Origin of the sequence: Phyllobacterium sp. CL33Tsu (assembly GCF_900113985.1) — a bacterium.
Taxonomy (GTDB): Bacteria; Pseudomonadota; Alphaproteobacteria; order Rhizobiales; family Rhizobiaceae; genus Phyllobacterium; species Phyllobacterium pellucidum.
On sequence record NZ_FORJ01000001.1, the window covers coordinates 1,724,680 to 1,750,300 of the forward strand.

Genomic DNA, 25,621 nt, shown 5'->3' on the forward strand with positions numbered 1-25,621 from the left:
GGTTGTCAGGAGGGGTGTGCGATAGTGTCTCCGTGATGACAAGGAGACAGGGTTATGACTTACGTAGATTTTGGCATTGTTCAGACAGTAAGGCGTCTGTTGACTGACTTCGCAGCGTATCGCGAGGAACTGCGCACGGAGCGCCATCTCAATTCGCTTCCCGAGCATGTGCTTAAGGATATCGGCTGGCCGGATGCTTATGCAGAGCGTCTTGCACGTCGTGGCGCAATGAGGAATGCAGACGTCGGCACCGACAGTGCCGGCGTCGACCTTCCCCTGCGGCATATCGATTGGACAAGAGCATTCCAGCCCAAAAAGACAAGCAAATCCCGGCGTTTCGGGCTAGAATATTGATTTTTCAAAGCGGCAATGGGAGTGGCGGCATGGAACCGAAGAAGCTGATCGGAATGGTGTTCATAGACAAGTTTGCCGATTGGGAATTCGGTCTGCTTTCCGGCTCCGCTACTGAATGGTTCGGCGGGCGCATCGTCGCCCTGTCGCCGTCGCAAGGTCCGCTCCGCTCGATCGGTGGACTTAAGCTCATTCCGGATCGGGGTGTTGCGCCGGACGAAAATGCCGACCTAGATGGTCTCGCCATCATCGGCTCGGACCTGTGGCCCGAGGAAGACGCTCCTGACATTTCGCCCCTGTTGAATGCGACTTTGTCACGGGGCGCCATCGTCGGGGCCATCTGCGGCGGGACGCTGGCGCTCGCCCGCGCGGGCCTGTTCGAAGGCCGACGCCATACCAGTAACGGCGCTGGATGGCTGCAGTCAAAGATCGGCGATTACAAGGGCGCGGAGCTCTACCAGGATGTTCCGCACGCAATCCGCGATGGTCATATCGTCAGCGCATCCGGAGCGGCACCGGGCACCTTTGCCACAAGTTTTCTTGAAGCGCTGTTGCCGGAGCAGGCAGGCCAGGTGGCCGAGATGCGTGCGTTCATCGCACAGGAATACCAGACGGCCTGACATTGGCCGAGTGAGGACGCGTAATATGAAGACGTGGACTGAAAAGCTGAATTCCGAGGATCGGCACCAGGTCAAGCCTGCGCCAATCAGTATTGCCGGCATGAAGGCCGGTGAGATCATGCTCGTGCCAACGGCGCTGGAGATCGATGAGTTCATTCGCGGTCTTCCCGAAGGCGCCGAGATGGATGTGAAGTCTATGCGCCGGGCGATGGCGAAGGCGCATGGTGCGGAGGTTACCTGTCCGATTACCACCGGGTTTCACCTGCGGACGGTGGCGGAAGCTGCCTATGAGGCATATCAGCGAACAGGCGATGTCAAGGCAGTCACGCCGTTCTGGCGTGTCGTCAACATCAAGACGCCGACGATTGCGAAGCTTTCCTTTGGACCGGCGTTTGTCCTCGAACAGCGCCGGCGGGAAGGATTGAGCGATGCGTAGGGCGGACCGGCTATTCCAGATCGTGCAGAAACTACGTGGTGGCAGGCTCGTGACGGCGCGCCAGCTGGCTGAGAAACTCGAAGTGTCGGAGCGCACGATCTATCGCGATATTTCCGATTTGCAATCGACAGGCGTTCCGATCGATGGCGAAGCGGGCGTCGGTTACATTCTGCGTGAAGGCTTCGACCTGCCGCCCCTGATGTTCACGCGCGACGAGGTGGTCGCGCTCGTCGCCGGTGCACGGCTCATTACCGCCTGGGGCGGGGCCTCCATGGCACGTGCTGCCGAGGAAGCCATCATCAAGATCGGTGCTGTACTGCCCAAGGAAGAACGCCCGCGGATCGCCAACACGCATATCCATGCTTCCGGAACGAGCATTACCGAGAACGACCGGTCGCTGATCGATCTTGCGGAAAACGCCGCCGAGCAATGCCGGGTCCTTTCGATCACCTATACGGACCTCGAAGGCAAGGAAAGCATGCGGGACATCCGGCCGCTGGGGCTGTGGTTCTGGGGCAAGGTGTGGACGCTGATCAGCTGGTGCGAATTGCGCAATGACTTCCGCACGTTCCGCATCGACCGCATTGCCAAGGTCGAGAAGATCGACCGCATTTTCCGGCAGGAGCGCGGCAAGACGCTTGCCGATTTCTATCGCCGGGTCGAACTCAGCGAGACGCCGGAGACGCGGGCGAAGGCATCTTAAAAGCTGGCAAGGCATGCCGAATCATGCCGCGAGCTGGGTTAGGGCCTGGTTTCGAATCCGTCAGAATATTTTCCCGGCAATAAAAAAAGCTCCGCGGACGGAGCTTTTTTTTATTCCTTAAGTCCCCGTCAAACGACGAGGCAGAGGAGCCTATTCCTCGTCTTCGTCCTGATTTCGGCCCTTGAGGGACGACAGCTTGGCGAAGACCTTGTCGGCGTCGAGTTCTTCGTCCTCGTCGCGAACCTGCGGTTGTACGTCGAGGTTCTCGGTTGCCGAAGCCGGCAGCAAGGTATCACCGCTCTCGACCGGCTGGGCGGGACGGCCGCGCGACGAGCGCTCGACCTCGATGTCGAGATCGATCTGCGAGCAAAGGCCCAGCGTCACCGGGTCCATCGGCTGCAGGTTGTTGGAGTTCCAGTGGGTACGGTTACGAATTTGCTCGATCGTCGATTTTGTCGTGCCGATGAGACGCGAAATCTGAGCGTCCTTCAACTCCGGATGATTGCGGACGAGCCAGAGAATGGCATTTGGGCGATCCTGACGCTTGGAAAGCGGCGTATAGCGCGGGCCCTTGCGCTTGGTCTCGGGAACACGGACCTTCGGATCGGAAATCTTGAGCTTGTGATTGACGTCGGCCTCGCCACGCGCAATTTCCTCGCGCGAAAGCTGGCCGGTGATCAGCGGGTCCAGGCCCTTGATGCCCTGCGCGGACTCGCCATCGGCGATCGCCTTCACTTCGAGCGGATGCAACTTGCAGAAAGCGGCGATCTGTTCGAAAGAAAGGGCGGTATTGTCGACAAGCCAGACGGCCGTTGCCTTTGGCATAAGAAGCTGGGTGGCCATAGATATAATCCTCTCGTTCGTCCGCTCCGGTGGCGCGGGACGTGGGTTCAACCACAATTTCCGGGAATTCGAGGCGCTATATACCTTCATTTTAACCGATGAGCAAGAATCGGATTTAGCCGCAGGAATCTGCTCCGGAGCCGTTTCATCGAACTGTCATCAAAGTGTCATCGCACTGCAATGCATCTACGCCATCGATCTCCGCAATTACAATCGGAGGTCTACTAATGTCTAACAGGAACACGCTCTACCTCGGGCTTGGCGCGGCACTTCTTGCATCCGTTGCCATGCCTGCATCTGCCGACCCCATTTTCAACCGGATCGCCAGCTTTGCCGTAGCCAATAATCTGCCGAAGGACGCTGACAAGTCGAAGCCGACTTCTTCCGAGATCATCACCGTTTCCGGTGATGGCCAGACATTGATCTATTCGGATAGCCCTTACGGTTCGGTCGGCTTCATCGATATCACCGATCCGGCAAAGCCGCAGGCCGGCGGCATCATCAAGGTAGAGGGTGAGCCCACCTCGGTTGCAGCGCTCGGCGATACGGTATTTGCCGCGGTCAATACGTCCAAGGACAGGGCCAACCCGTCGGGCCGCCTCGACATCATCGATATCGCGTCACGCAAGGTCGTCTCCAGCTGCGATCTCGGCGGCCAGCCGGACTCGGTTGCGATCTCACCGGACCAGACCTTCGCTGCCATCGTCATCGAAAACGAACGTGACGAAGAGATCAATGAAGGCGCGCTGCCGCAGATGCCATCCGGAAATCTCAAGGTTCTGGCGCTGAAGGAAGGCGCGGCGGACTGCGCCGGCATGAAGACTGTTGAACTGATCGGGCTCTCCGAAATCGCACCGCAGGATGCCGAACCCGAGTTCGTCTCGATCAACAAGGACAATTTGATCGCCGTTACGCTGCAGGAAAACAACCATATCGCCATTGTCGATGCGGCAACCGGCAAGATCGTCAACCATTTCTCCGCCGGCACCGTCGATCTCGACAAGATCGACGTGAAGAATGACGGCGCACTCAAATTCGACGGCAGCATGAAGGGCGTGCTGCGCGAGCCCGACACCGTCAAATGGCTGGACAATGACCGCTTTGTCATCGCCAATGAAGGCGATTACAAGGGCGGCTCACGCAGCTTCAGCATCTTCTCCAAGGACGGAAAGCTGCTTTATGAATCCGGCCCCTCGCTCGAGTGGAAGATGGCGGAAGCCGGACACTATCCGGACAAGCGTAACAAGAAGGGCGTCGAGCTCGAAGGCGCGGAAGTGGGCAAGTTCGGCGACACCAATTATCTTTTCGTCGCCAGCGAGCGCGCTTCGCTCGTCGGCGTCTACAAGGATAATGGTGCGGAGCCGCAATTCGTGCAGCTGCTTCCCTCAGGCATTGGACCTGAAGGCGTTCTGGCCATTCCTTCGCGCAATCTTCTGGTTACAGCCAACGAGAGCGATCTCGTGGAAGATGGCGGCGCGCGCTCACACGTCATGATCTATGAACTCAAGGAACAACAGCCCAATTATCCGCAGATCGTATCGACCCCGAAGGATGACGGCACGCCGCTCGGCTGGGGCGCTCTATCCGGCCTCGTCGGCGATCTGAAAGAGCCCGGCAAGCTCTACGCTGTCTCAGACTCCTTCTACTACGCTTCCCCCTCGATCCTCACCATCGATGCCAAACAGGCGCCGGCGAAAATCACCGAGGCGCTCACTGTCAAGCGCGGCGGACAGGCGGCGCAGAAGCTCGATATCGAAGGCATCACCACGGACGGTCAGGGTGGCTTCTGGCTCGCCAACGAAGGCGACCAGGCAAAGCTCGTCCCGCATGCGATCCTCAACGTGAACGACAAGGGCGAGATCAAGAAGGAAATCGCCCTTCCGGAAGAACTGCTTCCGAACCAGACGCGTTTTGGCCTTGAAGGCATAACCCGCGTTGGTGAAGGCGATGATGCGGTTCTCTGGATGGCGATCCAGCGTGAGTGGAAGGATGACGAGAAAGGTTTCGTCAAGCTCCTTGCCTATAACGTCAAGGACAAGAGCTGGAGCGCGGTCTCCTATCCGCTCGACAAGACGGAAAATGGCTGGGTCGGCCTCTCGGAGATCACCGCCCATGACGGTCAGCTCTATATCATCGAGCGTGACAACCAGATTGGCCAGAAGGCCGCGGTGAAGCGGCTATATCGCATCGCGCTCGACGATTTGAAGCCGGCCAAGATCGGCGACAAGCTTCCGGTCGTGACCAAGGTTCTTGCCCACGACTTCATGGACGATCTGAAGGTTTCGAATGGCTATGTCGTCGAGAAGCTTGAAGGTTTCACCATCGATTCCGACGGCAATGGCTATGCCGTTACCGACAATGACGGGGTCGATGGTTCGTCCGGCGAAACCCTCTTTTTCAGCGTCGGCAAGGTGCAGGCGACCAACTGATAACGCCGGGTAGCAATCGACCGGGCCGCAGTCTTACACCTGCGGCCCTATCGCGCTTCTATGTAAACCATACGAGTTCAGTCTTTTAGCCGACGTCGAGCACGATCTTGCCGATGTGATGGCCGTCTTCCATGCGCTCATGCGCCCGCCAGGCCTCGTGCAGCGGATAGACCATGTCGATCACAGGGGCGACGCGGCGCTCGACCAGCAGCGGCCAGACCTTTGTCTCAAGCGCCCTTGCGATACCCGCCTTGAACTCCACGGGCCTGTTGCGCAGGGTTGATCCTGTATGCGTGAGGCGTTTCACCATCAGTTTGGAAATGTCGCTCGTCGCCTTGGCTCCATGCAGAAAGGCGATCTGCACAATTCGCCCGTCAAGCGCGGCGGCTTCGTAGTTGCGCTCGATGTAATCGCCGCCGACCATATCGAGGATGAGATTTGCACCCTTGCCCTCGGTGGCATCCTTGACCGCCTTGACGAAATCTTCCTCGCGATAATTGATGGCATGGCTGGCGCCGAGCTTGAGGCAGGTCTCGCGCTTCTCCTGCGAGCCGACAGTGGTCATGACCGAGGCGCCGAAGGCGTGTGCGAGCTGAATGGCTGTCGTGCCGATGCCGGAGGAGCCGCCATGCACAAGGAAGGTTTCACCTTCCTTTAGCGCGCCGCGTTGGAACACATTGTGCCAGATCGTGAAGTACGTTTCCGGAATGGCGGCCGCCTCGATATAGCCGTAGCCGGCCGGGATCGGCAGCGCGTTGGTTTCGTGCACGCTGCAAAACTCGGCGTAACCGCCGCCGGCAACGAGCGCGGTCACCCGTTCCCCTATTCGAAAGCGGGTAACATTTGCGCCCACAGCGACGATATCGCCGGCAATCTCAAGCCCCGGAATATCGGAAGCGCCGGCCGGAGGCGGGTAGTGACCCTGCCTTTGCAACACGTCCGGACGGTTCACGCCTGCGGCCTTGACCTCGATCAACAACTCGCCCGGACCTGGCTCGGGGACGCCGCGTTTTCCTGCCTTCAGCACCAACGGCCCCCCTGGCTGGGTGATCTCGATTGCCGTCATGGTTGTCGGTATTTTTTCGGCCATGGAGCTGTTCCCTTCGATCGATTCGCCAGAATGATTTGCAATTCCAAGTGGTTGGGCTGTATCTTCGTATATTAGAGCCTATCTTGGAGGAAATGATGTCAGTTTTCGACGAAGAGCCAAGACGCAAGGTCGTTCATGATATAGGGCAGGATTTGTCGCTGCTGTCGGTTTCCGAACTTGACGAGCGGATAGCCCTGCTGCGGACTGAAATCACACGCCTTGAAGAAGAACGTTCCCGCAAGGGCAACAGCAAGGTCGCGGCCGAAGCGCTCTTCCGCTAAGTTTTGATAGTCTCCGGGTAACGAAACAGGGATGCCATGAAGTTACCCTATTGCTCCATGAAACGAACCCGGTGCCGGCGGAGTTAGCGAGTCGGTTCCTCCCTCATTCTCATGCAAGGTCTTGCCGTGTTTCGTTCGTTCATCCAGGTCTTCGCGCTCCTTTGCGGTACATCGTTTCTTGTCATGGCGTCCGGCCTGCACGGTTTGCTCCTGCCACTGCGCGGCGGTGCTGAAGGCTTCTCGACGACCTCGCTCGGCCTCCTCGGGACGGCCTGGGCAGGGGGCTTCATCACCTCCTGCCTGCTTGCGCCGCGCCTGGTGCGGCGGGTGGGCCATGTGCGGGCCTTCAGCGCCTTTGCCGCGATCGCGGCAATTGTTGCGCTGTTCACCGGGATCCTTGTCGAACCGATAGCGTGGATCGCCCTGCGCGCCCTGACCGGCTTTGCCATGGCGGGCTCCTACATGGTTATCGAAAGCTGGCTGAACGAGCGGGCGACGAACTCCAATCGCGGCCAGATTTTCGGCCTCTACATGGTGGTCAACTTCGCTTCCATCACGGTAGGCCAGATGATGATCGGCTTTGGCGACGTGCGCTCGGGGACGTTCTTCATGCTGACCGGCATCCTCTTCTGTCTCGCACTGATACCAACTGCCATTTCGACCGCCAGCAGTCCGAAACCGCTGACGGAAGTCCAGCTTGATCTCAGGGCCCTCTACCGCAATTCGCCCGTGGCTTTTCTGGGCTGTATCCTCATTGGCGTGGCCAACGGCGCGTTCGGTACGCTCGGTGCGGTCTATGGCGCCTCCACGGGCATTTCGACAACCGAGATCGCCTTGATGATGAGCGCGTCGGTTATGGGCGGCGCGCTGATGCAGATCCCCGTCGGCCGCATGTCCGACCGCACCGACCGACGCTACGTCCTTGCGATTGTTGGCGGCGCAGCTGCTGTGATCGGCCTGCTGATCTTCCTTATCTCGCCGCACAACGCCTATATCATCCTGATCATGACGGCGATCTATGGCGGGCTGGCCTATGCGCTCTATCCCGTCGCTGTCGCCCACGCCAATGACTTTGCCGACTCGGCAAATTTCGTCAAAGTTACGAGCGGCCTGCTGCTGCTCTACGGCTTTGGCACGATGCTCGGTCCCATCCTCGGCGCCCTTGCCATGGAGAGCATTTCGCCATCTGCGCTCTTCGGCGTCACAGCGCTCGCGCATGTTCTGATCATGACCCATGCGATCATCCGCTCGCGCATGCGCGCGCCCGTGCCGATAGAGCTCAGGGACAATTTCAAAACTGCCGGCGCCGAGCGGGTAACGCCGGAAAGCGTGCGGCTTGACCCGCGCGCCGAAAACCCGGCGGAATAGGCGTTTGCGGACCTCTGGAGGTTCGCTCGACAACGAAATCCGTTGACAATGCGCTTCGTTTAAACCGACTATTCTACATGGTCGAGACGGATGCCTTTACAGCCATTTCAGATCCCAACCGCCGTTACCTCCTTGAGGAACTTCGCCGCGGGCCAAAAACCGTGAACGAGCTTGCGCTCGGGCTGCCGATCTCGCGGCCAGCGGTTTCCCAGCACCTGAAAGCGCTGCTCGATGCGCGCCTCGTCAAGGTGAAATCGGAGGGCACGCGCCGCATCTACGCCGTCGATGACAGCGGTTTCTTTCACTTGAATTTATGGCTCGACCAATTCTGGAGCGGATGACGACTCTCATGGCGGGCAAAGAAAAACCCGGTCCCTGCGTGAAGCGGAGACCGGGCTCTTTTATCGCTGCCATCGCGGCGCTGGGTAGCTGCCGGATGGAATTTCGTGGGACCTTCCTAGTGGTGGGTGACGGCTAATTTCAGCCTTTCGATCTGTTCTTTCAGCATAAGCTTGCGACGCTTCAAATCGCTTATCATCAGGTCGTCGGAGGCGGGACTTAACAACGCATCAGCAATCTGCTTTTCAAGCGCTCCATGCTTACGTTCAAGCGTTTCAAGATGAGACTCAATGGCCATCCGGCTTCTCCCTTGGTTTGTTGCCCAACTCGTACGTGCTCCACTTGCCGCGCGGCAAGTATGTGACAGAGCCGTGACAGTCTGCCACCACTTTAAGCAATTGTCGAATTTGTTTCGTAGGATTTTCTTGTGGTGTAAAATGTGATATGGCGACGTGCTGGCGAGGACAGAATTGCCTGCAACCAGTCACTAGCTTCTATTACAGCGAAATATCGGGAATCACTGCATGTCCGATCAGGATCAGGCTGACATTCGATTGGCAGTCGCAAGATTGAAACAAGAACACATGGACTTCGATGCCGCCATACAAGCAATGATCCAGGTGGGCTGCGACCAGCTTCGCATCCAGCGCATGAAGAAGAAGAAGCTCATCATCAAAGACAAGCTCATCGAGCTCGAAGACAAGATCACCCCCGATATAATTGCCTGATTGCAAGAACGGCAGGCACCTGTCCGCGAGTTAACTTGCGGGGGACAACCTTTTCCTTTAATCCGACCTACTCCCACACCGCCTCGTATTTCAGAGGATGCTCAATGCCAGATAAACGCGCTGACGTCGCAATCATCATGGGAAGCCAGTCCGATTGGGCCACCATGCGTCACGCCGCCGAAACGCTCGATGCGCTCGGCATTTCCCATGACGACCGGATCGTCTCGGCACACAGGACACCGGACCGTCTCGTCGCCTTTGCCAAAGGCGCGCGCGAGGATGGTTTCAAGGTCATTATTGCAGGCGCCGGCGGCGCTGCACATCTTCCCGGGATGGCAGCCTCGATGACTGCTTTGCCCGTGTTTGGCGTTCCGGTCGAATCGAAGGCCCTGTCGGGGCAGGATTCGCTGCTGTCGATCGTGCAGATGCCTGCAGGTATCCCGGTCGGGACATTGGCGATCGGGCGGGCTGGCGCCGTCAATGCAGCATTGCTGGCCGCGGCGGTTCTGGCACTGAACGATACAGCACTTGCGGTACGATTGGATGAATTCCGGCAGGCGCAAAGCGACAAGGTTGCTCTGCGGCCTTCTGACGAGGCATGAGCATGATATCTCCAGGTTCGACAATAGGCATTATCGGCGGCGGGCAGCTTGGGCGCATGCTGGCGATGGCGGCGGCGCGGCTTGGCTACCGGACGGTGATCCTGGAACCCCAGGGCGATTGTCCCGCAGGTCAGGTCGCCAACCAGCACATCCTCGCGGCCTATGACGAGCCGAATGCGCTCGAACAGCTCGCTGAGGTCAGCGATGTCATTACCTACGAATTCGAGAATGTGCCGGTCGATGCAGCGGAAACGCTGAACGAGACGAAAAGTGTGTTTCCCCCGCCCGAGGCGCTCAAGGTTTCGCAGGACCGCGTGGCGGAAAAGCGGTTCCTTGCCAAGGTCGGCATTCCGACGGCGCAATGGCGCATCGTCGAAAGCGAAGGCGATCTCGAAGCCGCCCTGCTGGCGTTCGATGGCAAGGGCATATTGAAGACACGGCGATTCGGCTATGACGGCAAGGGTCAGGTCAAGTTCACCGGAGCCAACGGCGAAAGTGCAAAGGCAGGCTACGCGGCAATCGGCGCGGTGCCCGCCATCCTCGAGGCGATGGTCGATTTCACGCGTGAAATCTCGGTAATCGCCGCGCGCGATCAGGAAGGCAATATCAAGGTCTACGACATTGCCGAGAACGTACATAAAGACGGCATTCTCGCGACTTCGACCGTCCCTGTATCGGTCTCATCCACCATGGCCGGGCTCGCTGCCGATGCCGCGCGCAAGCTGCTGGAAGGCCTGAATTACGTCGGCGTCGTCGGCGTCGAGTTCTTCGTTCTTGCCAACGGCACGCTGCTCGCCAATGAATTTGCCCCGCGCGTGCACAATTCCGGCCATTGGACGGAGGCTGCCTGTGCCGTCTCGCAATTTGAACAGCATATCCGCGCCATCGCCGGCTTGCCGCTCGGCGATACAAGGCGGCATTCCGACTGCGTGATGGAAAATCTGATCGGTGACGATATCGACAAAGTGCCGGAACTCCTCAAGGAGCCCGGTGCAGTCGTGCACGTTTACGGCAAGGCGCAAGCGCGCCCCGGCCGCAAGATGGGCCATGTCACGCACATCAGCAAAAGACTTTAGCTGGACAAATAAGCGATTGAGCGCGGAATCATGCGATGAATCGCCAGCGGGGAGTTGACATTCGGGGTAATCATTGGCTATTTCCCCGCCACGTGTTTCCGGCGCGCTGCTCAGGCGCGCTTTTTATTGGTGCCCGGTTTCGGGCGTAAAGATACCGGTGCTGAAATGAAGATCAAGAATTCGCTCAAGGCTCTCAAGGCCCGTCATCGTGACAATCAGCTGGTCCGTCGCAAGGGCCGCATCTACATCATCAACAAGACTGCTCCGCGTTTCAAAGCGCGCCAGGGCTGATCGTCCGCGACTCACGCTTATTTGCATTTGACGTTTCGCTGATACGGATTACGATCCGTCTCATGCGGAGCGTCTTTGCGTTTTCAGTCGTAACTTCACTGGCGATATTGCCGGCCTTGGCTTTCGCCGAGGACCAAACGCCCATCGGACAACAGGCCGCCCTTCCCGATATGACCCAGGCGCAAAAGCGCGCTTTGCGGCTCGACGAGCTCTTTGCTTCCTTGAAGCGCGAGAGCAACGAGGTAAAGGCTGCGCGCATTGCCTCGCTGATCCAGATTCAATGGCAAAACTCCGGCAGCGCCACCGTCGACCTCATGATGGGCTGGGCCGCCAAGGCGATGGAAGACAAGAAATACTCGGTCGCCATCGATTTTCTCGACCAGGTCGTGACGATGAAGCCCGATTTTGCCGAGGGCTGGAACCGGCGCGCAACGCTGCACTTCCTCATGAATGACTACGGCCGGTCCATGGCCGACATACAGAAGACACTGGCGCTTGAGCCGAGACATTTCGGCGCCATGGCCGGTATGGCCGCTATCCTCAAGGATACGGGGCGCAAGGAAGCCGCCCTCCAGGCTTTCGAACGTGTCCTCACGGTCTATCCGATGATGCGCGAAGCGCAAAAACAGGCCGGAGAACTTGCCGACGAACTCACCGGACAGCGCACCTGAACTTCAAGCGATTGCGGGTGGCAGGTCGCCGGCATGCCAAACGCAATGTGGTTCGAATCCGCAGGCCGAACCACATCAATTCAAGTTCAATATGCCCGGTTTAGATGCCGGTCAGGCCGTCCGAACCGATATAGGCGATGCGCAGCATATTGGTCGAGCCCGGCGTGCGCAGTGGCACACCTGCCGAAATGATCACCCGGTCGCCCGGATTGCCGAACTCTTCCTGATAGGCAATGTGGCAGGCGCGATCGACCATGTCGTCGAGATCGGACGCATCCTCCGTCACGACGCAGTGCAGGCCCCAGACCAGCGACAGCTTGCGGGCCGTCTCCACCACGGGCGAAAGCGCGATGATCGGCAGCAGCGGGCGCTCACGCGCAGCGCGCAGCCCGGTTGTGCCGGACGCCGTGTAGGTGACGATGGCAGAAAGGTTCAGCGTCTCGGCGATCTGGCGGGCGGCGAGCGAGATTGCATCGGCGCCGGTTGCATTGGGTTCCGGGCGCTGGGCATGGATGATGCCCGGATAGTTCGGGTCGCGCTCTACCTCTTCGGCGACGCGCGCCATCGTCGAGACAGCTTCGATCGGATAATCGCCGGCGGCAGATTCGGCCGAAAGCATCACCGCGTCCGCGCCTTCGAAAACGGCGGTAGCGACGTCAGATACTTCAGCGCGGGTCGGGACCGGGGCCGTGATCATCGATTCCAGCATCTGGGTCGCGACGACGACAGGCTTGCCCGCACGCCGGCAGGCACGAATGATCTGCTTCTGGATACCGGGAACCGATTCGAGGGGCATCTCGACACCGAGATCGCCGCGGGCGACCATCAGCGCGTCGGAAAGCTCGATGATTTCATCGAGCCGCGCCACGGCCTGCGGCTTTTCGATCTTGGAGAGGAGAGCAACGCGGCCACGCGAGATCTTGCGCACTTCTGCAAGATCCTCGGGCCGCTGGATAAAGGAGAGGGCGACCCAGTCGATTTCTTCCTGCAGGACCGCATCGAGATCGCGCCGGTCCTTCTCGGTCAGCGCACCGACACCGAGCGTCGTGTCGGGCAGGCTGACGCCTTTCTTGTCGGAAATCTTGGTGCCCGAAACGACGCGGCAGCGGATCGACTTGCCGTCCGATGCCTCGGCGACGAGCGCCAGCTTGCCATCGTCGATGAGCAGGCGATGGCCGGGCTCGACGGCCTCGAGAATCTCGGGATGCGGCAGGAACACGCGGGTGTTGTCGCCGGGCGTATCGTTGCTATCGAGCGTGAAGGTCTGACCCGGCGTAAGATCGACCTTGCCGTCCGCGAACTTGCCGACACGCAGCTTCGGGCCCTGTAGGTCGGCGAGGATGCCGATCGGGCGGCCGAGGTCTTTCTCGACGCGGCGGATGCGGCGCACGAGCTCGCGCATCAGATCGTGGCTGGCATGGCTCATGTTGATGCGGAATACGTCAGCACCCGCTTCGAACAATTTGCGGATCATGGCTTCTTCGGAAGAAGCGGGTCCGAGGGTGGCTAGAATCTTGACCTTGCGGCGACGTCTCATTGAGGAGGGGTATCCGTTACGATTGGAGAGGAGGGAGGATTCTCTTCGGTAAGCTGGACCATCCAGCTCGTCTGCTCGCCGGTATCATACTCCTGAAATCCCGCGCGCTGAAATCCGCGGGCAAAACAGTCATTGATGCCGGTGATCTTAAACTGGTTTTCCGCGACACACATGTTGATCTTGCCGTCCCAGCGGCCGCCGCTCTGGGCGTCTTCCGCGTAGAGATAATAGTAGCGCGATGTCAGTGGTCCGACGACGAGGGTCGTGCAGGACGAGGCGTTGACATGCCACCAGCCTTCGGTGATCCAGCCCGTCTTGGCGCGATAGCCGAGCGCGACGCCGACAAGATTTTGTGTGGTGTTGCACACGCGAAAATCAGCGTGCGCCTTCTCAGGAGCCGCAAAACTGGCTGCTAGAAATATGAATAAAAAAGCCGCTAGAAAGCTGCCCAGGCGCGTCCGCCGATGCTGATCGGGGTGGAATTCAATGCCCTCACGCAATATTGCCTCCGTCCGTCTTCGAACCTCTTTTCGGCAGTTTCATGGGCATTGTCAACGCGCTAATCGTTTGAATGGCAAGTTCAGCGACGAGTGCGACAAAAGAATGATCATTGCCATGAAAGAGCAGGGCAAAGGCGGCGAAACAAGCGCGATTTCGGTTGAAAGAGCTTAACGCTGGCGGGGACGGTCAAACTGGCGGCGCGGCATGGACGGCCACACGTTCTCTGGGTCGATCAGCATATCCGGTCGATCAGCGCATCAGATGGAATCAGCCTATTAATGCGCCCGGGTCGTTCGAAAGTGCGCATATTCGTTGCAAAGCAGTCCAGCCCGTGGAAAACAGGAAGTTGTCATCCCCAAGCAGCGAGACCGCGAATGCCGTTTTCACCTCTTCATCTGGTTGATGGCGATAGGGCCAGGGGCCTTCTCTTGCTTGCCGATCACGCGCGCCGCGATTTGCCTCAGGCGTATGGTTCGCTCGGCCTGCCGCCGTCAGAATTCGAGCGTCACATCGCCTATGATATAGGCGTCGAGCATTTGACGCGGCGGCTCGCGGCTATGCTCGGGGTACCCGCGGTCCTTGGCGGCTTCTCGCGGCTTTTGATCGATCCCAATCGCGGCGAGGACGACCCGACGCTGATCATGCGCTTGTCCGATGGCGCGATCATTCCGGGCAACAATCCCATGCCGCCGGAGGAGCGCGCGAGGCGGATCGAAGGCTATTACCGGCCTTATCACACGGCGGTTTCACAAGCGATCGAAGCGGTGGCCAAGGCGAGCGGCAAGGCGCCGCTCGTTATTTCCATCCATTCGTTCACGGCCTTCTGGAAGGCAACGCCGCGTCCCTGGCATGCCGGCATTCTCTGGGACAAGGACTGGCGCGCGGTCCGCCCGCTGATCGAAGGCCTGCGAGCCGATCCGCAACTCGTCGTAGGCGACAATGAGCCCTATGACGGAGCGCTCCGCAACGACACGATGTTCCAACATTGCATCGTGACGGGCCTCGCTCACGCATTGATCGAAGTGCGACAGGATCTCATCGCCGAGGAAGCAGGGGTCGAACAATGGGCCAACCGGCTTGCGCCGATCCTTGACGCCATCAATGCCGACCCCGATATGCATGTGGTCAGGCATTTCGGTTCGCGAACCGGGCCCATTGCCGGATCGCCTGATGAGACATCGAACTGAATCGAGCGGAGATCGGATCATGACCAAGCTTACGAACGAGCAACAGATGGCTTTCGAAGCCGCCGCCTTCCGCAAGTTGGTCGAGCACCTGCGCGAACGCAGTGACGTGCAGAATATCGACTTGATGAACCTTGCCGGCTTCTGCCGCAACTGCCTGTCGAATTGGTACAGGGATGCCGCCGAGGGCGACGGCGTTTCGATGTCGAAAGAAGAATCGCGCGAGATCATTTATGGCGAGCCCTATGCGCAGTGGCAAGCCAGGAACCAGCGTGAAGCGAGCGAGGCACAAAAGGCTGCCTTCGAGGCGAACAAACCATCGCATTGAGCCAAGCCCCGGCGGGCCCTCCTCCAATTCAAATGCATCCAAGCCTACTCTTAACTTGACTCGTGATGGGCTCGTCGGGCATCGGAACCCTTCGCGCGGCCAACCGAGTCGCACAGGATTTAGGAGCGGAGTATGAGCATGGATGATCTGGCAGCGCAGGGTGGTGTCGAAGGCGTAGCAGCAGCGGAACTGCGGCAGTTCATCGAGCGCATCGAACGGCTCGAAGAAGAAAAGACGACCCTTCAGGACGACATCAAGGAAGTGATGGCCGAGGCCAAGGGCCGCGGCTACGACACCAAGATCATCCGCACGATCGTGCGGCTTCGCAAGAAGGATGCCAATGAGCGCAAGGAAGAAGAGGCTATCCTCGAACTCTACATGAACGCGCTCGGCATGGAATAACGCAGGAACAGGATAATCCGCAGGAGGTTATCGACCCCATCCTGCGGATTGTTACTGCTTGCTGCTCAGCGCCGTTTTTATGCTGGCAACTCGAAATCGGTCGAGACTGATACTTCGCGCCAGTTGGCGACGAGTTCCGCATCGGATGTGTGCTTGGCCGAGATCGCAGCCAAGGTGTCGCTGCCGAGCGGCAGGCGAACCGGCGGATTTTCTGCATCGACGAATGCAACCACCACCTCCGCGAGCTTGTCGGGATTGCCGGGCTGGTTGTGACTGATGTCCCTGGCCTTGCTGCGGACAGCTCCAGCGGTCAGCGCGTAGTCGTCAATCTCGATCGGGCTGACACTCAGCGAGGTAGAATCGAGAAAGTCGGTACGGAAATATCCCGGCTCTATGGCGGTAACGTGGATGCCGAGCGGGCTCAGTTCCTCGGCAAGAGCCTCGGTCAGGCCTTCCACGGCGAATTTCGTCGAACAGTAGACGCCGAATCCCGCGCCGCTGCGATAGCCTCCGACCGAAGAGAAATTGAGGATGCGTCCTGATCTCTGGCGGCGCATATGCGGAAGCACCGCGCGGGTCACAGACAACAGTCCGAAGACGTTGGTGCGATAAAGCGCCTCAACCTCTGCGCTGCTTGCCTCTTCCACCGCGCCAAGCAGACCGTAGCCCGCATTGTTGACGAGCACATTGATGCGCCCGAAGCGGGCGATTGCCTCCTTGACCGCCTGATGCGCCTGCGTCTCGTCAGTGACGTCGAGAGCAACGGCGAGAAGGTTGGATCGCTCGCCGAAGCGGTCGGTGATCGCCTTGGGACTGCGTGCCGAAGCAACGACTTGGTCACCCTTGGCAAGGGCCTTTTCAACGATGAGAGCACCAAAACCACGCGATGCCCCGGTAACGAACCATGTATGCATTTGAACCTCCTGTTGTTCTAAGCTGTGGGAGATTTCTATCGTGAAGTGGCTGTTGAGATAATCCACTGGATTCTCTTTGCGTTGATGAGTAAAATTCAACAATGCGAAAAGTATCATCCTCCGACCTTGCGCCATTTCTGGTTCTTGCGCGGCATCGCAGTTTCCGTCGCGCCGCTGACGAGATCGGATGCACGACGTCAGCCTTAAGCCACGCCCTGAAGGCGCTGGAGGAGAGATTGGACCTCCGGCTCTTCAACCGTACGACACGCAGCGTCGCCTTGACCGAAGCCGGAGAACGTCTGCTTGGACGGGTAGCGCCGGCGTTTCGCGATATCGACGATGCACTGGATGACCTCAATGAGCTGCGCGGCGCACCGATCGGACGGCTGCGCTTCAATACGGCGCATGTCTCGGCAAAGATGGTGCTTCTCCCCGTTGTCGCCCGTTTCCTGGAGGCTCACCCGAAGATCAGCGTCGAAATCGCCGTCGCCAACGATCTGGTGGACATGGTGTCGGAGGGTTTCGATGCCGGGATTCGTTTCGGCGAGGTGATTGCGCAGGACATGATTGCGGTCCCGATCGGTCCGCGCCAGCGCACCGCAATCGTGGCGTCCCCAGCGTTTTTCGATGCCCATGCCAAGCCGACGACGCCAGAGCATTTGCAACGTCTTCCCTGCGTTGGATTGCGCTTCGGCAGCGGCCGCCTTTATGCGTGGGAATTCGAGCGTGGCGGCGTGGAGTTAAGCGTCGAGGTCGATGGACCGCTCATCGTCGATGATCAGGAGATAATGATCGAGGCTGCGCTTCTCGGCGTCGGCGTCGCCTATGCCTTCGAGAGCCAGGCGATCGCGCATATCGAAGCGGGGAGGCTCGTCCGGGTGCTCGAGGACTGGTGTCCCTACTATGGCGGCCTTTATCTTTACTACCCGAGCCGGAGGCAGATGCCCGCTGCGCTTCGCGCGTTCGTTGACTTCGTCAAGGCGTCGGGTATCGCGCTCAGCGCTTGAGATATTTTGCACTTAGCAGAAAGAGGGGAACCGACGCCGCCCAGAAAACGGCGCCTTCCACGGCCCTGTATGAGGCTACGCCGACAATTCCACCGAGCAGGAATGATGCGATTGTTGCCGAGTGCAGTTTCAGTCGTTGAATGGTTGTATTGCGGGCATCAGGGCTGTGGGATCGCCACAGCGTCGCAAGCCCAACGCCAATATCCGTTGCTACACCTGAAACATGCGTTGTACGGACCCGCCCCGTGGAAATGCGGGTTGAAGCAGCATTCTGAATGCCCATGGTGAAGCTGAGCATTCCAACAATCAATGTTCCCCTTGTGGGACCGGACCCGTGAATATCGAGGGCGCCGACAATGAGGAGCAGGCAAGCTTCTGCCAGGAGTGTAAGCGCATAAACCTTCTGCCAGTTGTTGTGTTTGCCGAGCTGGATGAACAGGGACGCGGCAAACGCTCCAAGGATGAAGAGCACAACGATGGAGGCGAAGGCTGTCGCGATGACAACTTGTCCGAGCGATATATGGTCGGAGATCAGCGAAACGTTGCCTGTCATGTTCGCGGAGAAATAGCCGAAGGCAAAATAGCCCGCGCTGTTCACCGCTCCAGCCACAAACGACAATATAGCTGCGAGGGTGAGGTCAATTCGAGATGTGCGATGGTCGCCCTCTTTGATCAGCATTGCCCCACCCGTTGGAGATTTGTAATTGTTGGCCAAGTCAATCTTGAGTCTCAGCACCAATCAAGGGCCCGTTGCCCGGACATTGCCGATCTAGGGCAGAACATTAATCGCTCGGGCGGCGACAATGACGAGCGTCAAAAGTGAAATTGTGCTCTCCACCATCATGAGCGACTTGGCGCGGCGCGTAAGCGGCAGGACATCGGTGGGGCTGAAGGCGGTCGCCGTATTGAACCCAAGAAACAGGTAATCGAGGAACAATGGCCTCCAGTCAGGCGGTGCGAGTTCAAGCACCGTCGCCTGCGGAAACAACCAGTCCGGCTTGGTGCTTGCATTGCTCATCCGCGCGCCTGGCCCGCCGCGATCGATTTGCCAGTACAGCAGGGAAAAGGTCAAAACATTCGTTACCCAGATCGCGAGGGACGAAGAGAGCAGCGAGACCGCTCGTGTCTCTGGTGGATGAATCGTGATGATCCCAATCATATCGGCAAGTTCCGCCGCCGTGTTGGCCGCGTAGACCGCTGCAAGCAGCATGATTGCAATGCGTTCCGCTTTCACCCAAAATGCGCTGCCGGTCAGCGTGACGGCAGCCATCGGGACAAGCACCACGAGGACGACGACGTAGGAAATCCAAACCGGCATCACGTGCACATGATGGGGAAGAACTGCGAGCAGGCCAAACACGGCCAGAATGGCCAGCGCGGGAATCCATCGTGGTTCGTCACGAACGTTTGTCGACATTGCCCGCCCGCCCCCCATCGGCTCAGCAATCGTCCCTGCAGCGTAGTCTTGATAGCCGGACGCCACAAGGGCGCGCCCTTCGTAGGGTTCAATCCAACCCGCGAAGCAGTTTGCCGAACGTGTCGTTCAGTGGCATCTTCGGCGCGACAAGATCCGCTCTGCAACAAAGGCAGCCCGAGAAATGCCCGTAGACGTCGACCAACTTTCAGCCATGATCTCTCATGCCGTTGCTCCAGTATTCCTGCTGGCAGCCATCGCGGCGCTGGTATCCATCCTGATCAACCGTATGACGGGCGTGACCGACCGCATCAGAAGTCTTAATCAGAACGCTGACGACGATACGAGCCGCAAGTGGCTCAAGGCGGACATAGCGCGGCTGAAGCGGCGCGAAGTTCTGTTGAATCAGGCCCTGCAATTGGCCGTTATCGGAGCAATCGGCATTGCCATCCTCTTGCTGGTCGGGTTCGTGGTGGCATTCCTCGGCTATCGCCACGAGCCGGGCGCCGGCGCGCTTTTCGTCATATCGCTGTGCTTGCTGGTCGGTTGCCTCGTTCGTTTCCTGCAGGATGTGCGTATCTCGCTGAGCGAACACGATCACCACCTCTGACTGTCAGGTCAGGCATCAGGGTCTGTCTGATCGGACGCCCGTTCCTTCGGCCCCTTGATCCGTTCCCGGTCGAGCTTGCCGAACTCGGTCATGATGCTGACGAGAACGCTGCTCGTCCAACCGAATGTGAACAAGCCGGAAATGGCTATGATCGGGCCGAGCAGGCGCCAGCGTTCCGGCAGGGTGATATTGCCCTGGCCGAGTGTCGTATAGCTTTCAAGGACGAAATAGTAGCTGTCACGCATGGAAGGGATAAACCCTCTCGCATAAATCGGAGCGGCCCAAATAAGGGTCTCGGTGAAGTGCAGCGCCGAGAGCGAGGCAATCGTCGCGGCGAGCAAGAGGTTGATGCGCCAGTGCGACGTGCCACTGTCCACATGAACCCAGGCCCGGTTGAAGCGCAAGTTGATTGCCCGAATTCCGGCGCCGTGGACAAAGATGACAATAATCAGAATAACTGTGCCGACAGCAATCTCGAGAACCGGCTCAGGCGTGGAAAGGTCATTCATCGTGTCACCCATGTCTCGCGTAACCAGAGGGCCTGCAGCTGGAAGAACTATCGCAATGCAGGACAAACTAGCACGGGTGCCAGAATATCCACTGCTGTAACAGTTACGTACTTCCCACCAATGGCTGTTGCGAAGATCTTTTGGCGGTCGCCCAGGGGACTTTCAATAGTTGCGAAGGAGATACAATGATGACTTTCCTCAAAAAGGCATGCTTTGGCTGTATCGTTGCGCTTATTCCATTCGGCGCAAATGCGGAGTCTACCCAGATCGGAACACTGTCCTGCGACGTATCCAAGGGCATAGGGATGTTCGTCGTCGAAAAGCAGAAGCTGACCTGTACGTTCAAACAGGACAAGGGCGGCAGTGCCGACAATTACACCGGGTCCATTGACGAGTTCGGCGTGGCGCTTGGTGAAGTCGCGGCAGGGCACCTCATTTGGGGTGTCGTCGCAGCCACCAGCGGTCTTCCAGCGGGAGCGCTTGCGGGAACATATAGCGGCGTCGGCGCGAACGCCTCGGTCGGCCCCGGTGCTGGCGCCAATATTCTCGCCGGCGGAACCGGCCGGGCCTTTTCCCTGCAACCGATATCAGTTGAAGGGCAGGAGGGCATCAACTTTGCCGGAGGGGTAACGACCGTAACGCTGACGCCGGCGCAGTAAGATAACTGTACTGGAAGCAAGCGGTCAGTTGCGTCGTTGATCCTGAGGGTATCGACGCAACTGCGCCATCTGGCCGTTCAAAGCTGATCGTTATAGGGCCGCTTGGTCTCGCCAACCATTCTTGCGAGATGTGAGAACGACCATGGCGTATCGGCGCCTGAATTGTTTGCCAGCTGCAAAAGGCGGATGGGGAAACACACGGCGTCGCGATTTGCTGGGGATAGGTGCTCGACCGCCCTGTCGTCGCCTACGGCGACGGCTTCGGCCCTGCGTAGGGCTGTGTCGATTTCGACTGCGGTCAACAGCCCCTTGGCAACGAGGGCCCGATTGACCGCTGCGATGGCTAGGCAAAGTCCTTCCAGTTGAAGATTGGCCGTGTTCATCTTCATTCCTTTCCTGGCGCAACGGATGATGGCCCTACCATAGTAGCGCGGAATCCAGCCGCGCGTAACATGGGATCGCCAATCCTCGCTTCTCTGGAAAAACTGGGCTTGCTCGGACCGGATGGATTCGGATCTCTAACGAAGTCCTTCGATGTATCTAGCGTGGAACCGCATATATCCGGTCTCTGTCTCCTTCAGATGTTCCTCGATCAACGCATGGAACTCAGGCAGCCGGTGGAAAGGCACTCCCGGATAGGAATGATGCTCGGCGTGGTAGGGCATGTTCCAGGCGAGCTTGCGCACGAACCATGTCGTCGTCGTGGTCCGGCTGTTCTCGAGCATATTGGCGACGAAGGCGCAGCGCCCATGTTCGGCGAGGAGATAAAGCCGCAGGAATGGTTGTCCTATGATTGCCGGGATAATCCAGGCGAAGAGCAGCACCGATGATTGGAACCATAGCGAGAAGCCCGCGAGGCCGGCATAGGCAAGGATCATGATCTGTGCCTCGCGTTTCACCTTGTCTTGTCCCTTGGGCGGGACATAGGGATCATCGCAGCGACCCGAGGCGTTTCGCAGAAGAGTCTTTACATGGCTCAACCAGACAGGGAGTCCAGAAAGGTGGACGATGTATTGCCGCAACGTTTCGGGCTTTGGCGTTGCAAGCTCGGGGTCGTTATCGGGATCTTGCGTAAAGCGGTGATGGGCGAAGTGAAAATAGCGGAACCAGTCGGCCGGAAGCACGATCATGAAACCGCTTATGCGCGCGACGACATCGTTCAGCCGCTGCGTCTTGAACGGCGTGCGATGCACGGCCTCGTGCAGGAGCGTGAACAGGAAAACGATAAGGATCCCTTGCGGGAGCATGAGCAAAGGCCAGAAGGGAACGCGAGCGGCAATCAACAAGCCCAACAGGCCAATCGCGCCCCAATGCACGCCAAGCTGCACCAGGCCTGCTGCATCCGACTTGGCGGTCAGATGATCGCGCTGCTCCTGGGTCAGCGAGGCAATGATGGTGCGGTGGTCCATGACAACCCTGTCCATTGGCATCAACGCATTCATGTTACGCACGTACAGCGGAGTCTAACGCCCGTATTTCGGCATTGTCACGTCGCATTTCGCATACGACATGAGCGGCTCATGACTTGGGATCGGGTTGGTTGTCTTCAGCCTTGGCGACGCAGGAACGGCATGACCGAGGGACTTGCCTCATGCATCGCCGCCGCTGCGGTTTCGACCGCCGCTGCATCGTCCTGGTCGATGCCGGTCGCGACGACCGACACGCGGAATACGCCTTCGAGCGCGTCGTCAAACGTTGCGCCGAGAATGATGTTGGCTTCGTCATCGACTTCCTCGCGGATGCGCGAGGCTGCGACATCGACTTCGAAGAGGGTCATGTCGCGTCCGCCCGAGATCGAGACGAGGACGCCTTTCGCCCCCTTCATCGAGGCGACATCGAGCAGCGGATTGGCGATGGCAGCTTCCGCGGCGGTCTTTGCCCGTTCCTCGCCCGTTGCTTCGCCCGTGCCCATCATGGCGCGGCCCATATCGCGCATCACGGAACGCACATCGGCGAAATCAAGATTGATGAGGCCTTCGCGCACCATCAGGTCAGTGATGCAGGCGACGCCCGAATAAAGCACGCGGTCGGCCATGGCGAAAGCGTCAGCAAATGTGGTCGAGGCGTTCGCCACGCGGAAAAGGTTCTGGTTGGGGATGACGATGACCGTGTCGGCGCTGGCGCGAAGCTCCTTCATCCCCTCTTCGGCCATCCGCATGCGCCGTGTGCCCTCGAAGGTGAAGGGCTTGGTGACCACTGCAACCGTCAGGATGCCGGCAGCACGGGCTGCCCTGGCGATAACCGGCGCCGCACCGGTTCCCGTACCGCCGCCCATGCCGGCGGTCACGAAGCACATATGGGTGCCGGAAAGGTAGTCCATGATTTCGTCGATGCATTCCTCGGCGGCGGCGCGGCCGATCTCCGGGGCGGAGCCGGCGCCCAGTCCTTGCGTGACATGCGCACCGAGCTGGATCAGGCGCTCGGCCTTGGACATTGTCAGGGCTTGCGCGTCGGTATTGGCGACGATGAAGTCCGTTCCCTCGAGCTTCTCGCGGATCATGTTGTTGACCGCGTTACCACCACCTCCACCGACACCGAACACGGTGATGTTGGGTTTCATCTCGGAAATTTCCGGCTTTCTGAGGTTGATGGACATCCTGGTTCCTTCGTGTGCTGATCTGCCCGCCGCACATTCAATTGCGGCTTTGAATTCCGGCAGGGCGGCGAATCAAAAAATCATGCTCCGGAACATGTGCAAAGAATCAGACACGGCGATTCGGCGCAACCCCGATGCACGTCTTATCGGGGTCGCGCGGAGCGCTTCAGCGCGAAAACGGCAGGATTGGGCGCAGGCGCGGATCACGCAGGTAAAGCCCGCCCCAAAGAATGAGGCCGAGATAGACCCCGAAGAGCAGGTGGCTGAACAGCGGGTTACCGACCCGAACCTGCGTCGCAATTGCGCCCCCCATGTAACCGGTGAGCAGGATCGCGCCAAGAACGGAGGTTTGCGGAACAGCGTAGAGGATCGTGCAAACCAGGCCGAGGATGCCGAGGCCCCGGGCAAAGCCAACACCTGTCGGAAGCCCGAGTTCGGCGCAGGTCTGGATGACGACATCCAGCGGAATGAGCTTGATGCCACTGTCGAAGAGCATGAAGAGGATGATCAGACCGCTCATGACGCGGCCGGCCCAAACGGCCGTGTTCGATAGGGGAGCGGCTTCAACAATCGTTTGCATGTAGTTATCGCCTCGCAGGTTGGTGTTCCCGCCAAGGACGTTCGCCGACGCAAGCCTCCGACATCGCAGCAAAAATTTTGTGCGGCTATTTCGCGGCTGGAGTAATTCGCCAGATCGTATTGCCGACATCATCTGCGACAAGCAGTGCTCCAGCCTTGTCGCCCGCAACGCCCACGGGCCTGCCCATCGCCTTGTCCTCTGCATTGATGAAGCCGGTCAGCACGTCCTTCGGCGGTCCCTGAGGCTTTCCGTCCTTGAACGGCACGAAGATCACCTTGTAGCCGCTGCGCGGCTTGCGGTTCCACGAGCCGTGCTGTCCAATGAAGGCACCGTTCCTGTACTCGGGTCCGAGCAACGACGCGGTGTAGAAAGTCAGGCCCAGCGATGCCGTATGGGCGCCAAGCGCATAATCCGGCTTGATCGCCTTGCTCACAAGATCAGGATTTTGCGGCTTAACGCGGGTATCGACATGCTGGCCGAAATAACTGTAGGGCCAGCCATAGAACGCGCCATCCTTGACCGAGGTCATGTAGTCCGGCACGAGATCATTGCCGAGCTCGTCGCGTTCATTGACGACGACCCACAGTCTGCCGTCATCGGGATTCCAGGAAAGGCCGTTGGGATTGCGCAGTCCGGACGCAAAGAGCCGGCTCTGCCTGCTGGCGAGATCGATTTCGAACACCGCCGCCCGATTTTGCTCTGCCGGGATGCCGTTCTCGCCGACATTGCTGTTCGAGCCGACGGTGGCATAGAGCTTCTTGCCGTCGGGGCTCGCAATAACATCCTTGGTCCAATGATGGTTGATCGGCCCGCCTGGCAGATCGACGATCTTTTCCGGTTCGGCCTTGATCGTGGTTTCACCGTCCTTGTAAGGAAAAGCGACGATTGCATCGGTGTTGGCAACGTAGAGCTTGCCGCCTGAAAGCGTCATGCCGAAGGGCGAATTCAAGCCTTCGAGGAAAGTCTCCCTGATATCGGCCACACCGTCGTGGTTGGTATCGCGCAAGAGGATGATCCGGTTCGGTGTTTCAACGCCCGCTCCGGCCCGCTTCATGAAAAAGCCCATGATCCACTTCTTGATGCTGAACCCTTCATCATGGGCCGGAGGCGCGTTGGTCTCGGCAACGAGCACATCGCCATTCGGAAGAACGTGAAGCCAGCGTGGATGGTCGAGGCCGCTGGCAAAAGCGCCGACCTTCAACCCCGAAGCGGCCTGGGGTGCAGTCCCTTGCGGCCAGGGATCGGTCTTTGCAACATTGATCGTCGGAACGAGTGCAGTATCGGGTTCCGGTAATACGGGATCAGGCCCATAGCCCACGGCGTAATTGGCGCTCGTCTGGGCAAGCGCTCCAGCGCTCGCGACCATCGCCGCCATAAAAATTCCAGAGAGTAGCTGCCGTGATTGCTTCATGTTCTTTCCCTGCCACAAGAGCGCTGCCGCGCGAGCGAACCTAGCACAGTAACGCGGAACAAGCGTTTCGGTTCGGTGAGGGAACCGATCACCAATTCGTGGCATTTACTCACAACTTCACCCGAAGGCGCGGAGGTAAAA

The 25,621-nt window shown here is 59.0% G+C and carries 31 protein-coding genes and 2 pseudogenes; 19 read left to right on the forward strand and 14 right to left on the reverse strand.

The window, feature by feature from the left end; all coding sequences use genetic code 11:
- Window positions 1-54: 54 nt before the first annotated feature.
- From BM074_RS23260 to BM074_RS08385, 4 genes are read left to right on the forward strand one after another with little or no spacing between them, the layout of a single operon-like run.
- The gene (locus BM074_RS23260) at window positions 55-354 is read left to right on the forward strand and encodes a DUF1127 domain-containing protein (protein WP_113281490.1); all 300 of its coding nucleotides are present in this window, start codon (window positions 55-57) and stop codon (window positions 352-354) included.
- 29 nt (window positions 355-383) lie between these two features.
- A complete protein-coding gene (locus BM074_RS08375) occupies window positions 384-971 on the forward strand; it encodes a DJ-1/PfpI family protein (protein ID WP_027231176.1) in 588 nt (195 codons plus the stop codon).
- Between the two features lie 25 nt (window positions 972-996).
- Window positions 997-1,407, forward strand: a complete 411-nt coding sequence (locus tag BM074_RS08380; RefSeq protein ID WP_091921039.1) for a hypothetical protein — start codon at window positions 997-999, stop codon at window positions 1,405-1,407.
- Window positions 1,400-2,110, forward strand: coding sequence for a helix-turn-helix transcriptional regulator (locus BM074_RS08385; RefSeq protein ID WP_027231178.1), 711 nt, complete (start codon window positions 1,400-1,402; stop codon window positions 2,108-2,110). The genes BM074_RS08380 and BM074_RS08385 overlap by 8 nt, the downstream gene beginning before the upstream one ends.
- 150 nt (window positions 2,111-2,260) lie before the next feature.
- Here the strand turns inward: BM074_RS08385 and BM074_RS08390 are convergent, their stop codons facing one another.
- Complete coding sequence (locus tag BM074_RS08390; protein WP_027231179.1) at window positions 2,261-2,953, reverse strand: DUF1013 domain-containing protein; 693 nt, start codon at window positions 2,951-2,953, stop codon at window positions 2,261-2,263.
- Window positions 2,954-3,180: 227 nt separating this feature from the next.
- On the opposite strand from BM074_RS08390, the gene BM074_RS08395 reads away from it, so the two are divergent.
- Window positions 3,181-5,382, forward strand: coding sequence for an esterase-like activity of phytase family protein (locus BM074_RS08395; protein ID WP_091921041.1), 2,202 nt, complete (start codon window positions 3,181-3,183; stop codon window positions 5,380-5,382).
- Window positions 5,383-5,467: 85 nt separating this feature from the next.
- Here the strand turns inward: BM074_RS08395 and BM074_RS08400 are convergent, their stop codons facing one another.
- Window positions 5,468-6,472: an NAD(P)H-quinone oxidoreductase gene (locus tag BM074_RS08400; RefSeq protein WP_091921043.1), complete on the reverse strand. Its 1,005-nt coding sequence runs from the start codon at window positions 6,470-6,472 to the stop codon at window positions 5,468-5,470.
- 95 nt (window positions 6,473-6,567) lie between these two features.
- On the opposite strand from BM074_RS08400, the gene BM074_RS08405 reads away from it, so the two are divergent.
- The 3 genes from BM074_RS08405 to BM074_RS08415 all read left to right on the forward strand — a co-directional run bounded on the left by BM074_RS08405 (window position 6,568) and on the right by BM074_RS08415 (window position 8,462).
- Complete coding sequence (locus BM074_RS08405) at window positions 6,568-6,753, forward strand: DUF1192 domain-containing protein (protein WP_027231182.1); 186 nt, start codon at window positions 6,568-6,570, stop codon at window positions 6,751-6,753.
- 111 nt (window positions 6,754-6,864) lie between these two features.
- Window positions 6,865-8,121 (forward strand): MFS transporter, encoded by a 1,257-nt coding sequence (locus tag BM074_RS08410; RefSeq protein WP_091921045.1) that lies wholly within the window; start codon window positions 6,865-6,867, stop codon window positions 8,119-8,121.
- Window positions 8,122-8,198: 77 nt separating this feature from the next.
- Window positions 8,199-8,462 carry an ArsR/SmtB family transcription factor gene (locus BM074_RS08415; RefSeq protein ID WP_027231184.1) on the forward strand — a complete coding sequence of 88 codons (264 nt, stop codon included), beginning with the start codon at window positions 8,199-8,201 and terminating at the stop codon, window positions 8,460-8,462.
- Between the two features lie 116 nt (window positions 8,463-8,578).
- Here BM074_RS08415 and BM074_RS08420 read toward each other — a convergent pair whose 3' ends face one another.
- Window positions 8,579-8,758, reverse strand: a complete 180-nt coding sequence (locus BM074_RS08420; protein ID WP_027231185.1) for a YdcH family protein — start codon at window positions 8,756-8,758, stop codon at window positions 8,579-8,581.
- Window positions 8,759-8,984: 226 nt separating this feature from the next.
- Here BM074_RS08420 and BM074_RS08425 point away from each other — a divergent pair, with 226 nt between their 5' ends.
- The 5 genes from BM074_RS08425 (at window position 8,985) to BM074_RS08445 (ending at window position 11,828) form a co-directional block, all read left to right on the forward strand.
- Window positions 8,985-9,188, forward strand: a complete 204-nt coding sequence (locus BM074_RS08425) for a YdcH family protein (protein WP_027231186.1) — start codon at window positions 8,985-8,987, stop codon at window positions 9,186-9,188.
- Between the two features lie 104 nt (window positions 9,189-9,292).
- Window positions 9,293-9,790 (forward strand): 5-(carboxyamino)imidazole ribonucleotide mutase, encoded by a 498-nt coding sequence (gene purE, locus BM074_RS08430; protein ID WP_091921046.1) that lies wholly within the window; start codon window positions 9,293-9,295, stop codon window positions 9,788-9,790.
- The gene (locus BM074_RS08435) at window positions 9,787-10,866 is read left to right on the forward strand and encodes a 5-(carboxyamino)imidazole ribonucleotide synthase (protein ID WP_091921048.1); all 1,080 of its coding nucleotides are present in this window, start codon (window positions 9,787-9,789) and stop codon (window positions 10,864-10,866) included. The genes purE and BM074_RS08435 overlap by 4 nt, the downstream gene beginning before the upstream one ends.
- 165 nt (window positions 10,867-11,031) lie before the next feature.
- Window positions 11,032-11,157 carry a type B 50S ribosomal protein L36 gene (gene ykgO / locus BM074_RS08440; RefSeq protein WP_027231189.1) on the forward strand — a complete coding sequence of 42 codons (126 nt, stop codon included), beginning with the start codon at window positions 11,032-11,034 and terminating at the stop codon, window positions 11,155-11,157.
- Window positions 11,158-11,219: 62 nt separating this feature from the next.
- The gene (locus BM074_RS08445; RefSeq protein WP_091921050.1) at window positions 11,220-11,828 is read left to right on the forward strand and encodes a tetratricopeptide repeat protein; all 609 of its coding nucleotides are present in this window, start codon (window positions 11,220-11,222) and stop codon (window positions 11,826-11,828) included.
- A gap of 100 nt (window positions 11,829-11,928) precedes the next feature.
- Here the strand turns inward: BM074_RS08445 and pyk are convergent, their stop codons facing one another.
- On the reverse strand, window positions 11,929-13,365 hold the full coding sequence (gene pyk / locus BM074_RS08450; RefSeq protein WP_027231191.1) for a pyruvate kinase: 1,437 nt from the start codon (window positions 13,363-13,365) through the stop codon (window positions 11,929-11,931).
- Window positions 13,362-13,754, reverse strand: a pseudogene (locus BM074_RS08455) (DUF1036 domain-containing protein); the annotation flags it as partial. The pseudogene BM074_RS08455 and the gene pyk, both read right to left, overlap by 4 nt.
- A gap of 486 nt (window positions 13,755-14,240) precedes the next feature.
- On the opposite strand from BM074_RS08455, the gene BM074_RS08460 reads away from it, so the two are divergent.
- From BM074_RS08460 to BM074_RS08470, 3 genes are all read left to right on the forward strand, one after another.
- Window positions 14,241-15,053: an N-formylglutamate amidohydrolase gene (locus tag BM074_RS08460; protein WP_091921052.1), complete on the forward strand. Its 813-nt coding sequence runs from the start codon at window positions 14,241-14,243 to the stop codon at window positions 15,051-15,053.
- Window positions 15,054-15,072: 19 nt separating this feature from the next.
- A complete protein-coding gene (locus BM074_RS08465; protein WP_091921054.1) occupies window positions 15,073-15,378 on the forward strand; it encodes a DUF1244 domain-containing protein in 306 nt (101 codons plus the stop codon).
- A gap of 138 nt (window positions 15,379-15,516) precedes the next feature.
- Window positions 15,517-15,780 (forward strand): DUF2312 domain-containing protein, encoded by a 264-nt coding sequence (locus tag BM074_RS08470; RefSeq protein WP_027231195.1) that lies wholly within the window; start codon window positions 15,517-15,519, stop codon window positions 15,778-15,780.
- Between the two features lie 77 nt (window positions 15,781-15,857).
- Here the strand turns inward: BM074_RS08470 and BM074_RS08475 are convergent, their stop codons facing one another.
- Entirely contained in the window at window positions 15,858-16,694 is an 837-nt protein-coding gene (locus BM074_RS08475; protein WP_091921055.1) for an oxidoreductase, read from the reverse strand.
- 101 nt (window positions 16,695-16,795) lie between these two features.
- Between BM074_RS08475 and BM074_RS08480 the strand changes: the two genes are divergently transcribed.
- Window positions 16,796-17,701, forward strand: a complete 906-nt coding sequence (locus BM074_RS08480; RefSeq protein ID WP_091921057.1) for a LysR family transcriptional regulator — start codon at window positions 16,796-16,798, stop codon at window positions 17,699-17,701.
- On the opposite strand, the gene BM074_RS08485 is transcribed toward BM074_RS08480, so the two are convergent.
- Together BM074_RS08485 and BM074_RS08490 are read right to left on the reverse strand one after the other, a co-directional pair.
- Complete coding sequence (locus BM074_RS08485; RefSeq protein ID WP_139202513.1) at window positions 17,691-18,380, reverse strand: YoaK family protein; 690 nt, start codon at window positions 18,378-18,380, stop codon at window positions 17,691-17,693. The genes BM074_RS08480 and BM074_RS08485 overlap by 11 nt on opposite strands.
- A 90-nt stretch (window positions 18,381-18,470) precedes the next feature.
- On the reverse strand, window positions 18,471-19,118 hold the full coding sequence (locus BM074_RS08490; RefSeq protein ID WP_091921062.1) for a hypothetical protein: 648 nt from the start codon (window positions 19,116-19,118) through the stop codon (window positions 18,471-18,473).
- Between the two features lie 181 nt (window positions 19,119-19,299).
- On the opposite strand from BM074_RS08490, the gene BM074_RS08495 reads away from it, so the two are divergent.
- Window positions 19,300-19,725, forward strand: a complete 426-nt coding sequence (locus tag BM074_RS08495; protein ID WP_091921064.1) for a DUF2721 domain-containing protein — start codon at window positions 19,300-19,302, stop codon at window positions 19,723-19,725.
- Between the two features lie 8 nt (window positions 19,726-19,733).
- On the opposite strand, the gene BM074_RS08500 is transcribed toward BM074_RS08495, so the two are convergent.
- Window positions 19,734-20,234 carry an ion channel gene (locus BM074_RS08500; protein ID WP_091921569.1) on the reverse strand — a complete coding sequence of 167 codons (501 nt, stop codon included), beginning with the start codon at window positions 20,232-20,234 and terminating at the stop codon, window positions 19,734-19,736.
- Between the two features lie 188 nt (window positions 20,235-20,422).
- Between BM074_RS08500 and BM074_RS08505 the strand changes: the two genes are divergently transcribed.
- Window positions 20,423-20,893, forward strand: a complete 471-nt coding sequence (locus BM074_RS08505) for a DUF992 domain-containing protein (protein ID WP_036814146.1) — start codon at window positions 20,423-20,425, stop codon at window positions 20,891-20,893.
- 77 nt (window positions 20,894-20,970) lie between these two features.
- On the opposite strand, the gene BM074_RS08510 is transcribed toward BM074_RS08505, so the two are convergent.
- The 5 genes and pseudogenes from BM074_RS08510 to BM074_RS08530 form a co-directional block, all read right to left on the reverse strand.
- Entirely contained in the window at window positions 20,971-21,276 is a 306-nt protein-coding gene (locus BM074_RS08510; protein ID WP_027231201.1) for a hypothetical protein, read from the reverse strand.
- A gap of 135 nt (window positions 21,277-21,411) precedes the next feature.
- Window positions 21,412-22,302: a fatty acid desaturase family protein gene (locus tag BM074_RS08515; protein ID WP_091921571.1), complete on the reverse strand. Its 891-nt coding sequence runs from the start codon at window positions 22,300-22,302 to the stop codon at window positions 21,412-21,414.
- A 203-nt stretch (window positions 22,303-22,505) separates the two neighbouring features.
- Window positions 22,506-23,489, reverse strand: a pseudogene (gene ftsZ, locus BM074_RS08520) (cell division protein FtsZ); the annotation flags it as partial.
- 166 nt (window positions 23,490-23,655) lie between these two features.
- Complete coding sequence (locus tag BM074_RS08525; protein WP_091921066.1) at window positions 23,656-24,069, reverse strand: DoxX family protein; 414 nt, start codon at window positions 24,067-24,069, stop codon at window positions 23,656-23,658.
- Window positions 24,070-24,154: 85 nt separating this feature from the next.
- Window positions 24,155-25,435 carry a PQQ-dependent sugar dehydrogenase gene (locus tag BM074_RS08530; protein WP_244532776.1) on the reverse strand — a complete coding sequence of 427 codons (1,281 nt, stop codon included), beginning with the start codon at window positions 25,433-25,435 and terminating at the stop codon, window positions 24,155-24,157.
- Between the last annotated feature and the right edge of the window lie 186 nt (window positions 25,436-25,621).